The 10,655-nt window shown below is 64.4% G+C and carries 9 protein-coding genes; 8 read left to right on the top strand and 1 reads right to left on the bottom strand.

Features of this window, described 5'->3' with window-relative positions:
• The first annotated feature begins 352 nt into the window (after window positions 1-352).
• The 7 genes from ACREC7_RS13580 to ACREC7_RS13550 all read left to right on the top strand — a co-directional run bounded on the left by ACREC7_RS13580 (window position 353) and on the right by ACREC7_RS13550 (window position 8,551).
• A complete protein-coding gene (locus ACREC7_RS13580) occupies window positions 353-1,612 on the top strand; it encodes a sulfotransferase family protein (RefSeq protein ID WP_431556224.1) in 1,260 nt (419 codons plus the stop codon).
• A gap of 269 nt (window positions 1,613-1,881) precedes the next feature.
• Complete coding sequence (locus ACREC7_RS13575; RefSeq protein WP_431556223.1) at window positions 1,882-2,019, top strand: hypothetical protein; 138 nt, start codon at window positions 1,882-1,884, stop codon at window positions 2,017-2,019.
• 261 nt (window positions 2,020-2,280) lie between these two features.
• On the top strand, window positions 2,281-2,478 hold the full coding sequence (locus ACREC7_RS13570; protein ID WP_431556222.1) for a hypothetical protein: 198 nt from the start codon (window positions 2,281-2,283) through the stop codon (window positions 2,476-2,478).
• A 132-nt stretch (window positions 2,479-2,610) separates the two neighbouring features.
• The gene (locus ACREC7_RS13565) at window positions 2,611-2,751 is read left to right on the top strand and encodes a hypothetical protein (RefSeq protein WP_431556221.1); all 141 of its coding nucleotides are present in this window, start codon (window positions 2,611-2,613) and stop codon (window positions 2,749-2,751) included.
• Between the two features lie 164 nt (window positions 2,752-2,915).
• Window positions 2,916-4,076 (top strand): recombinase RecA, encoded by a 1,161-nt coding sequence (gene recA / locus ACREC7_RS13560; protein ID WP_431556220.1) that lies wholly within the window; start codon window positions 2,916-2,918, stop codon window positions 4,074-4,076.
• Between the two features lie 363 nt (window positions 4,077-4,439).
• A complete protein-coding gene (gene alaS / locus ACREC7_RS13555) occupies window positions 4,440-7,298 on the top strand; it encodes an alanine--tRNA ligase (RefSeq protein ID WP_431556219.1) in 2,859 nt (952 codons plus the stop codon).
• 2 nt (window positions 7,299-7,300) lie between these two features.
• A complete protein-coding gene (locus tag ACREC7_RS13550) occupies window positions 7,301-8,551 on the top strand; it encodes a cyclic nucleotide-gated ion channel (RefSeq protein ID WP_431556218.1) in 1,251 nt (416 codons plus the stop codon).
• Between the two features lie 12 nt (window positions 8,552-8,563).
• Here the strand turns inward: ACREC7_RS13550 and ACREC7_RS13545 are convergent, their stop codons facing one another.
• A complete protein-coding gene (locus ACREC7_RS13545; RefSeq protein ID WP_431556217.1) occupies window positions 8,564-9,790 on the bottom strand; it encodes an NADP-dependent isocitrate dehydrogenase in 1,227 nt (408 codons plus the stop codon).
• 90 nt (window positions 9,791-9,880) lie between these two features.
• Here ACREC7_RS13545 and ACREC7_RS13540 point away from each other — a divergent pair.
• The coding region (locus tag ACREC7_RS13540) for an RNA methyltransferase (protein ID WP_431556216.1) at window positions 9,881-10,655 on the top strand (775 nt) is incomplete at its 3' end.

Genomic DNA, 10,655 nt, shown 5'->3' with positions numbered 1-10,655 from the left:
AGGACGCCTTCCGCCGCAACCTGTCGGAGAAGGAAGACTTCATGTTCCTGCAAAAGCCCTTCGACCTGAAGGAGCTTGCCGCTGCGGTGAAGGCGGCGCTACAGGGCTGACCGCGCCCCCCGCGCCCCCCGCGCCCCCCGCGCCCCCCGCGCCCGCACGCGCCCCCCGCGCCCCCGCGAGCGAACGAACCATCAGCAATAGTCTTCCTTTCGTCGCCGTTCGCGGCTAACTGTCCCCTCGTCACGCCCGGGCGGAGACCCGGGCATCCAGGGGAACAACTCCACGCGAGCGGCCCTTGGACTGCCGGGTCAAGCCCGGCACTGATGTGCACAGAATATGGGGTTCAACGCGCGTGCCGGATTACGAGAAACAGCCCTCCGAGGAGCATGAAGGCTTCCGGCGGAGAGCCCGCAAGAAGCCTCGCCTGCCGGCGCTCACCATCCACCGCTACGGCGGACGGCTGATCTATTTCTGGTTCGGCATGCGGTTCGGCGCGCTGATGAAGCTGTTCAAGCGCGGGCACTACAGCTTCACGCTCAATTGCCTCCCCGATGTGCTGGCGCTGTTCCTTTGGGTGCCGTGGAACTCGGTGCTCTATCGGATCAGCGAGACGAAATACCGGGCCCGCGCCGAGGCGCTCCCGCTCGACCAGCCGCCGGTCTTCGTCATCGGCCATTGGCGGACCGGCACGACCTTTCTGCACGATCTCTTCTCGGTCGATCCCAACCTCGCTTATCCGACCACCTACGAATGCTTCTTCCCGCATCACTTTCTCCTCACCGAGAACACGCTCCCCAAGGTCATGAAGGTGCTCCTGCCCAAGAAGCGCCCGCAGGACGACGTGCCAGTGGGCTTCGACCGGCCGCAGGAAGAAGAGTTCGGCATGCTGATGCTGGGTGAGGGTACCCCTTACCTCACCCATGCCTGGCCGCGCTTCGGCCCAGCCGACACCGACTATCTCGACTTCAAGGGCCTGTCCGAAGCCGAGCGGAAGAAATGGGCCGATGCCTATATGTGGCTCTACCGCCGGCTGTCGCTGAAGCACGGCGGCAAACCGCTCGTGATGAAGACCCCGGCCAACGCCGCGCGGCTCAAGCTCCTGACCGAACTCTTTCCCGACGCGCGCTTCATCTATCTTGCGCGCGATCCGCTCCACGTCTTCCCCTCCACGGTGAAGCTCTGGCGCGCGCTCTATTCCACTCAAGGCCTGCACAATCCGCCTTATCTCGATGACTGGCTCGACGACTACGTGCTCGACATGTTCGCGCGGCTCACCGAGGACTACGAGGAAGACCGCCACGTCGTTCCCGAGGGCCGCCTGATCGAGCTTCGCTATGAGGACCTGGTCAAGGACCCGATCTCCACCATGCGCGATATTTATGCGCGTCTCGACATCGGCGATTTTGCTTCCGCCGAGGCGCCGATGCAGGCCTATCTCGACGCGCAAAAGGAGCATCGCGTTTCGGAGTATGAGATGCCGCTTGAGCTGAAGCGGAAGGTCGTCGAGCGCCTTGCTCCCTATATCGACCGCTTCTTCTATCGCGAGGCGGTGACGCGCGAGCTTGCCAGGGGCGCGCCGGCCAAGCCAGTGCCGGAGCCGCAGCCCTCCTGACTTTCGCCCCATCTGGGCGCCTCATACCTCCCCGGACTCGCGATCTTGCTGCGGTAGCTGGCCACGCGTCCTCTCAAGGGGATGAGGGAAGTCTCGTGCAAGTCCGAGAAGCGGACAGGCGTCAGCAGGCGCATGTCCATCATGGAGCGGACCTGCGAGATCCAAAAAATTTCGACAGAGCCAGGGAACGGCGAGCCGGCCATCTTGGTTGTTCGCTAGCGGCCGAAGGAAAACGCGCGCGTCTGCGGGGCTTCACAAAGGGGAAAACGATGGCAATCGCACCGACATCGGGAAAGTCCTTTTGGCGCAGCCCCGCGACCAAGCGCGAGGCCGATGCGATGGCTGTCAAATTGTTCTGCGTGTTCTCATTCGTCCTGGTCTGGTTGATTGTCGCAGGGGTGCTCTAGCGGGCGGCAGTGCTTCCCCGTCAAAGCCGGCGAGTTCAAGCCGGGCTCCCCACCCCTAAAGGGGAGGATAATAATAGACCGATCGCCTTCTCTTCGTCATCGCCCGGCACTCGGGTCTGGCATGGCCAGCCTGAGCACAGACTTGATGGTCCGGGTACCCACCGCCCTCAACAGCTTTGTACCAGCCTGTGGCTACTGGAGGCCGGTGGGCATGACAAGGGACGGGGCAATGGCTATGCTGCGAGGCGGAAGGTTGAGAACGTGCCGGGTCATTACACCGTGGGCCTCGTAGCCAAGGGCAAAGCCGACCGCGTCGCCGTCGACGCGGAGGATGCGCTGATTGCCGCGCTCAAAGTGAAGGCCGAGCGCCCCGACGCCACCATCACCTATGTGCGCCGGCAGAATCGCCGCGGCGATGCGCGGCATCCGGCCCACAGCCTCACCGGCAACCGCCGCTAGTTTTCCGGCCGGCGCTGATGATGCCGGGGCGCCACGTCGGCTAGCATATTTATTAAAATTGTAATGGGTTATTGCAGGCTCGGGGCTCTTTCCCTGGGTTCGCGCGTTGCCGCAAGACATGGCGCTTGCGCTATGAAAAAGCGAACGGTTCCGGCCTTCTTGAATGAGATGATGCTCCGCGGGCTCAGACTTCTCGTGTGGCTCTGGCTGTGGGTCTTATGGCTCGTTCATCTCGGCCGCGACGACAACAAGGACAAGCGCGACTTCCCTTGAGAGCTGTGTATAAAAAAGAACGGATTGCGAACTGAGAACAAAACGTGTACATTTCTCTCTCGCTCTCAAGAGAGGCACCGAAATAGGGGCCTGCGGCCCCGGGGATCATGCTGAACCGGCGTTTGCCAGCATCGCCGGGCCTGTGAAATAAGGGAGAATCGGCCATGTTGAATGTCGCGCTTCGTCTCGTCGAAGGAGCTGAAATGGACAGGGAGAAGGCGCTCGAAGCTGCGATCTCGCAGATCGAGCGGAATTGCGGCAAGGGCTCCATCATGCGTCTCGGCCAGAACGAGAAGGCGGTGGAGGTCGAGGCCATCTCCACGGGCTCGCTCGGCCTCGACATCGCGCTCGGCATCGGCGGCCTGCCGCGCGGCCGCGTCGTCGAGATCTACGGGCCGGAATCCTCCGGCAAGACCACGCTCGCGCTGCACGTCATCGCCGAGGCGCAGAAGCGCGGCGGCATTTGCGGCTTCATCGACGCCGAGCACGCGCTCGACACCGTCTATGCGCGCAAACTCGGTGTCGACCTCGAAAACCTCCTGATCTCCCAGCCTGACACCGGCGAGCAGGCGCTCGAGATCACCGACACTCTGGTGCGCTCTGGCGCCATCGACGTACTGGTGATCGATTCCGTGGCGGCGCTGACGCCGAAGGCCGAGCTCGAAGGCGAGATGGGCGAGATGCAAATGGGCAGCCAGGCCCGTTTGATGAGCCAGGCCTTGCGCAAGCTCACCGGCTCGATCTCAAAGTCGCGCTGCATGGTCATCTTCATCAACCAGATCCGCATGAAGATCGGCGTGATGTTCGGCTCGCCCGAGACCACGAGCGGCGGCAATGCCCTGAAATTCTATGCCTCGGTGCGTCTCGACATCAGGCGCATCGGCGCCATCAAGGAGCGCGAGGAGGTGGTCGGCAACCAGACCCGCGTCAAGGTGGTGAAGAACAAGGTGGCGCCTCCCTTCAAGCAGATCGAGTTCGACATCATGTATGGCGAGGGCGTCTCCAAGACCGGCGAGCTGATCGATCTCGGGGTGAAGGCCGGAATCGTCGAGAAGTCGGGCTCCTGGTTCTCCTTCGATAGTGAGCGCATCGGCCAGGGACGCGAGAACGCCAAGCAATATCTGAAAGAGCATCCGCAAATGGCCGAGAAGATCGAGCGCGCCATTCGCCAGAGCGCCGGGCTGATCGCCGGGCAGATCCTGGAAGGTGTCGCCGAGACGGAAGGCGATGAGGGTGCCACGGGCGAAGAGGGTGCCAGCGGCTTTGCCGAGGACGGCAGCGTGTCGCCGATTGCCGGCGGAGCCGCAAGACGCGGCCGCCGCTAGGTCTAATTTCACCGTGAGGTGAAATTTCCTCTCCCCTGTGGGGAGAGGACGCGCCTCGCGCGGGAGCGCGGGCGCGGGTGAGGGGGATCTGACTTCCCAAACCCCCTCACCCCAACCCTCTCCCCACTGGGGAGAGGGGGAATACCAAGGGTCGCGCGGAGCAGAAGGAAGCCACAGTCTGCGGCCGTGCTCCCGCTTGCCAGCCTTGGCTCCCCGAACTATGTCTCAGGCGGATCCTTGAAGCCCGCGCCTCCTCAAGGGAAGCGGCTTGCCTCGGTAGAATCGGCTAGGATTCATTTGCGATCTTCGCGTAGCCTCCCTCGCGAACGGTCGCGCGACTTAAGGCCTCCCAGCATCGCTGCCATGAGCCAAGCCAAGAAGACGAGCGTCAAGAAAGCCAAGGCCGCCGGCGCGACCGGAGCCACCAACAAAGCCGACGAAAAACGCATGAACGACAAGACCATTACCGACACATCCGCCAAGGAAACAAGCCCGAGCCGGCCAAGCCTCGGCAACGCGAGCGTTAACGCCATCCGCGCCGGCTTCCTCGATTTCTTCGCCCGCAACGATCATCGCGTGCTGCCCTCGAGCCCGCTCGTACCGCGCCACGATCCCACTCTGATGTTCACCAATGCCGGCATGGTGCAGTTCAAGAATGTGCTCACCGGGGCGGAGAAGGCCGCCTTCCCGCGCGTGGCCACCGCGCAGAAATGCGTGCGCGCCGGCGGCAAGCATAACGACCTCGACAATGTCGGCTACACCGCGCGCCATCACACCTTCTTCGAGATGCTCGGCAACTTCTCCTTCGGCGACTATTTCAAAGAGCGGGCCATCCTGCTCGCCTGGGATCTGCTCACTAAGGACTACGCGCTCGACAGGAAGCGCCTCCTGATCACCGTCTATGCCGACGACGACGAGGCGGCGCGGCTGTGGCGCAAGATTTCCGGCTTCTCCGACGAGAAGATCATCCGCATCGCAGGATCCGACAATTTCTGGTCGATGGGCGAGCTCGGACCTTGCGGTCCCTCCTCGGAGATTTTCTACGATCACGGTCCGAGCGTGAAAGGCGGTCCTCCAGGCAGCCCGGACGCCGAAGGCGACCGCTTCGTCGAGATCTGGAATCTCGTGTTCATGCAGTACGAGCAGCTCGCCGCGGATAAGCGCGTTGACCTGCCGCAGCCGTCGATCGACACCGGCATGGGGCTTGAGCGCCTGGCCGCCGTCTTGCAGGGCACCCACGACAATTACGAGATCGATCTCTTCCGCGCGCTGATCGCGGCCTCGGTCTCGCTCACCGGCGTGCCGGCCAAGGGCGAGGCCAAGCCAAGCCACCGGGTCATCGCCGATCATTTGCGCGCGTCCTCCTTCCTCATCGCCGACGGCGTGCTGCCCTCCAACGAAGGACGCGGCTATGTGCTCCGCCGCATCATGCGCCGCGCCATGCGTCATGCTCATCTGCTTGGCGCCGAGGAGCCTCTGCTGTGGCGGCTGGTGCCGACGCTGATCACCGAGATGGGCCACGCCTACCCTGAGCTCGAGCGGGGATCGAGCCTGATCGTCGAGACGCTGAAGCTGGAGGAGACCCGCTTCCGCGATACGCTCGAGCGCGGGCTTCGTCTCCTCGACGAGGCGACAAGAGGATTGCAGCGCGGCGGCATGCTTCCCGGCGAGACCGCCTTCAAGCTTTACGACACTTACGGCTTCCCCTTCGATTTGACCGAGGATGCGCTGAAAGCCCGCGGCATCGGCGTCGACACCAAGGGTTTCGCTGCCGCCATGGAGCGCCAGCGCGCCGAGGCGCGGAGGTCCTGGGCCGGCTCCGGCGAGGCCGCGACCGAGACCTTGTGGTTCGAGCTGAAAGAGGAGGTGGGCGCCACCGAGTTTCTCGGCTACGACGCCGAGGGCTCGTCCGGCGAAATCGTGGCGCTGGTCAAGGACGGCAAGCGCGTGTCCGAGCTTAGCGCCGGCGAGCGTGGCGCGGTCATTGTCAATCAGACGCCGTTCTACGGCGAATCTGGCGGCCAGGTCGGCGATCGCGGGCTGATCTCGGCGCCGTCAGGCGCGCGTTTCACCGTCGAGGATACGCAGAAGAAGTTGCATGGCCTGTTCCTGCATTCAGGCAGGCTCGAAGCGGGCAGCTTGAAGGTCGGCGAGGTGGTCGATCTCGAGGTCGATCATGCGCGCCGAACCGCAACGCGTGCCAATCACTCAGCCACGCATCTGCTGCACGAGGCGTTGCGCGAAGTGCTTGGGCTGCATGTGGCGCAGAAGGGCTCGCTGGTCGAGCCGGGGCGTCTCCGTTTCGATTTCTCCCATCCGCGGCCGATGACGCAAGCTGAGATCAAGGCGGTGGAAGATCTCGCCAACACCATGGTGCTGCAGAACGCCGCCGTCGAGACCCATCTGATGCACCCTGACGAGGCGATCGCCAAGGGCGCGCTGGCGCTGTTCGGCGAGAAATATGGCGAGGAAGTTCGCGTCGTCAGCATGGGCAAGAGCGAGGCGAGCGAGAAGGCCGAGCATGCCTACTCCATCGAGCTGTGTGGCGGCACCCATGTGCGACGCACCGGCGATATCGGCCTTCTCAAGATCGTGGGCGAGAGCGCGGTGGCCTCAGGCGTGCGCCGCGTCGAGGCGTTCACCGGCGAAGGCGCGCGCTCCTATCTTGCCACGCAAGATCAGCGCGTGCGCGAGGCGGCTGAGCTTCTCAAGGTCGGCCCCGACGAGATGATCGAGCGGCTCGCCGCCATTCTCGATGAGCGGCGAAAGCTCGAGAAGCAGCTCGCCGACGCCAAGCGCGAGCTTGCGCTTGGCGGCGGTGCTGCGGCCGACACCTCCTCGGCGATCCGCGATCTTGGGCCGGTGAAGCTGTTCGCCCGCACGCTGCACGGCGTTGCCCCGAAGGACCTGCGCGGGCTTGTCGATGACGCCAAGCGCCAGCTTGGTTCCGGCATCGTCGCCATCATCGGCGTGTCGGAGGAAGGCAAGGCCGGCCTCGTGGTCGGCGTCACCGACGACCTCACCCAAACCTACAACGCGGTCGAGCTTGCGCGCGCCGGCGCCGAGGTGCTTGGCGGCAAAGGCGGGGGAGGGCGCCCAGATCTGGCTCAGGCCGGAGGGCCCGACGGCGCCAACGCCGCTGCGGCGCTCGACGCCATCGCGGCGCGGATCACCGGCGGCGCTGCCGCCGAGGCGGACGCGCGCCGCGCGGGGACCGCCTGACCATGAGCTTCAAGTCCGTCTGGCGAGACTGGCGGGTCGAGGTTCACGACATTTTGGAGGTGGGCGACGGCAATCCTATCGGCCGCGTCGTCAATGTCTTTCTCGTCACCCTCATCCTCGCCAACGGCGTCGCCTTCACCGCCGAGACGGTCCCGTCCCTCTACGCGCGCTATGGGCCGGAGTTCGAGGCCTTCAACACCTTCTCGGTAATGGTGTTCACCATCGAATATGTGCTCCGGCTGTGGAGCTCGGTCGAGATCCCGCTGCTGCAACGTTTGCCGCATTGGCGCGCACGTCTGAGATTCGCGCTGCGGCCGATGATGATCATCGACCTTCTCGCCTTCCTGCCTTGGTATCTCTACCTGTTTTTTCCCTTCGACCTGCGCGCCTTGCGCGTCTTGCGCCTGTTCCGCCTGTTCCGGCTGCTCAAATTGCTGCGCTATTCGCCCGCGCTGCAAACCCTGCAACGCGTTCTTGCCAGCGAGTACCGCGCGCTGCTCGGGGCTCTTTTCGTGATGATGCTGCTGCTCTTGTTTGCATCCTCGATCGTCTATTTCCTCGAACGCGACGCCCAGCCCGACAAATTCGGTTCGATCCCGGCCGCGGCCTGGTGGGGGCTTTCCACGCTCACCACCGTCGGCTACGGCGACATCGTCCCGATCACCGCTTGGGGAAAAGTCTTTGGCGGGGTGGTCATGCTGTTCGGCCTCGGCATGTTCGCTCTTCCCATCGCCATTCTGTCCGCCGGCTTCAGCCAGGAATCGGCGCGCCACGAATTCGTGGTGACGTGGAGCATGGTCGCGCGCGTGCCGCTATTCGCAACGCTCGACGCGGTCGAGGTGGCTGAGGTCACCAAGCTGCTCTATACGCGCCTGTTCCAGCCCGGCGCCACCATCGTGCCGGCCGGCGATCCTGGCGGCGCGATGTATGTCGTCGGCAGCGGCGAGGCCACGGTCTGCGTGGTGCCGGGGCATCCCATCAAGCTCAACGAAGGCGATTTCTTCGGCGAGATGGCGCTGCTCGAACACCGCCGCCACAAGCATGCCGTGGTCGCCGACACTCTTTGCCGCGTCTATGTGCTGGACAGCGAGGGGTTGGCCCGCTTGAGCCGCCGCCATCCTGAAATCGTTAGGCATATCAAGGAGGTGGCGAAGGGGAGGGCGCTTGAGAACCAGAAGCTTCGCCGCACGGCGCGCCCCGCCCGCGCCAAGAGCTCGGCCGCCACGAAGGTGGGCGAGACCGAGACGCAATAGCAACGGCGCGCGTCAAGCCGCGGCGCGGTCGGCCATGGTTTGTTGCAGCCTCTCGTCGATCTTGTCGAGAAAGCCTGTGGTGGAGAGCCAGGCCTGATCGGCGCCGACCAGGAGCGCCAGGTCCTTGGTCATGAAGCCTGCCTCGATGGTGCCGACCACGACCTTTTCCAGCGTCTCGGCGAAACGGGCAAGCTCGGCATTGTCGTCGAGCTTGGCGCGGTGCTTGAGGCCGCCGGTCCAGGCGAAGATCGAGGCCGTGGCGTTGGTCGAGGTCGCCCGCCCCTGCTGATGCTGCCTGTAATGGCGGGTGACGGTGCCGTGCGCGGCTTCCGCGAGCACCGTCTTGCCGTCGGGCGTCATCAGCACGCTCGTCATCAGCCCGAGCGAGCCGAAGCCTTGCGCCACGGTGTCCGATTGCACGTCGCCGTCATAGTTCTTGCACGCCCACACATAGCCGCCGACCCATTTCAGGCACGCCGCCACCATGTCGTCGATCAGCCGGTGCTCGTAGGTGAGGCCGCGACGCTCGAATTCCTCGCGGAACTCCGCTTGGTACACCTCGGCGAAGATGTCCTTGAAGCGCCCGTCATAGGCCTTGAGGATGGTGTTCTTGGTGGAGAGGTAGACCGGATAGTTGCGCATCAGCCCGTAGTTCAGGCTCGCCCGCGCGAAATCTCTGATCGAGTCGTCGACGTTGAACATGGCAAGCGCCACGCCTGAGCCCTTGAATTCATGCACCTCATGCTCGATGCGGGTGCCGTCCTCGCCCACGAAGCTGATGGTGAGCTTGCCCGCGCCCGGCACCCGGAAATCGGTGGCGCGGTAGACGTCGCCATAAGCGTGACGGCCGATGACGATGGGCTTCGTCCAGCCCGGCACGAGACGCGGAACGTTGCGGCAGATGATCGGCTCGCGGAAGATCACACCGCCAAGGATGTTGCGGATGGTGCCGTTCGGCGACTTCCACATCTTCTTGAGCGCGAACTCCTTCACCCGGGCTTCGTCGGGGGTGATGGTCGCGCATTTGATGCCGACGCCGCAGTCCTTGATCGCGTGGGCGGCGTCAATGGTCACTTTGTCGTCGGTGGCGTCGCGGTTCTCGATGGAAAGATCGAAGGTGCGCAGCTCGATATCGAGATAGGGCTTGATCAGCTTGTCCTTGATCAGCTGCCAGATGACCCGCGTCATCTCGTCCCCGTCCAGATCGACGACGGGGTTCGTCACCTTGATCTTGCTCACTGGAAGTCTCCGGCGGGATATTTGAAGGCGTCTTGCTCTCGCTTTCGGCTCACCATTGCGGCCTGCTCGCCCCTATAGCATCGTGTTCCGATGATGAAAGCAAGAGCCGAGGCCGGGGGTCGCGCAAAGCCTAAGGCGCGAGCGACGCCCAAATCGCGGGCAAAAACCGAGCCGTCGAGCGTCGCCCCGGCGGTGATCCTGATCGCGCCCCAGCTCGGCGAGAATATCGGTTTTGCCGCGAGAGCCATGGCCAATTTCGGCCTCACCGAGCTTCGCCTGGTCGCCCCCCGCGACGGCTGGCCCAACGACAAGGCGCGCGCCGCTGCCGCCGGTGCCGACAGCATCGTCGATCGAGCCAAGGTCTATCCGAGCCTTGCCGCCGCAATCGGCGATCTCACCTTCCTGCTCGCCACCACGGCGCGGCCGCGTGGCATGGTAAAACCGGTGCTGACGCCTCAAGGCGCTGCCCGCGAACTCGCCGCGCGGGGAGGAAAGGGCGAGCGCACAGGGGTGATGTTCGGGCCTGAGCGAAGCGGCCTCGACAACGATGCGATCTCGCTCGCCGACGCCATCGTGACGGCGCCGGTCAACCCGTCTTTCGCCTCCTTGAGCCTGCCCCAGACCGTGCTGCTCGTCGGCTATGAATGGCTGCAGGCGCGAGGCTCTGAGCCGTCGCTCGGCCGCGCCACCAAATGCGATGGGCCGGCGGCGGAAGGGCTCGACCTTGGCGCCACGCGGGCCGCGACCCGCGCCGAGCTGCTCGCTCTCTTCGAGCACCTTGAGAGCGAGCTCGACCGGTGCGGTTTCCTGCGTCCGCCGGAGAAGCGACCCACCATGGTGCGCGCCATCCGCAACATGTTTCATC

The organism is Methyloceanibacter sp., assembly GCF_050728395.1.
Lineage (GTDB): Bacteria > Pseudomonadota > Alphaproteobacteria > Rhizobiales > Methyloligellaceae > Methyloceanibacter.
The sequence above is the reverse complement of the archived record's forward strand: the minus strand, read 5'-3'. Positions and strand labels throughout refer to the sequence as shown.

Excerpts from the sequence above, each read along its gene's own strand:
- ACREC7_RS13575 (WP_431556223.1), top strand. The coding sequence starts at position 1,882 with ATGGCAATCGCACCGACATCGGGAAAGTCCTTTTGGCGCAGCCCCGCG.
- ACREC7_RS13550 (WP_431556218.1), top strand. The coding sequence starts at position 7,301 with ATGAGCTTCAAGTCCGTCTGGCGAGACTGGCGGGTCGAGGTTCACGAC.
- ACREC7_RS13565 (WP_431556221.1), top strand. The coding sequence starts at position 2,611 with ATGAAAAAGCGAACGGTTCCGGCCTTCTTGAATGAGATGATGCTCCGC.
- recA (WP_431556220.1), top strand. The coding sequence starts at position 2,916 with ATGTTGAATGTCGCGCTTCGTCTCGTCGAAGGAGCTGAAATGGACAGG.
- alaS (WP_431556219.1), top strand. The coding sequence starts at position 4,440 with ATGAGCCAAGCCAAGAAGACGAGCGTCAAGAAAGCCAAGGCCGCCGGC.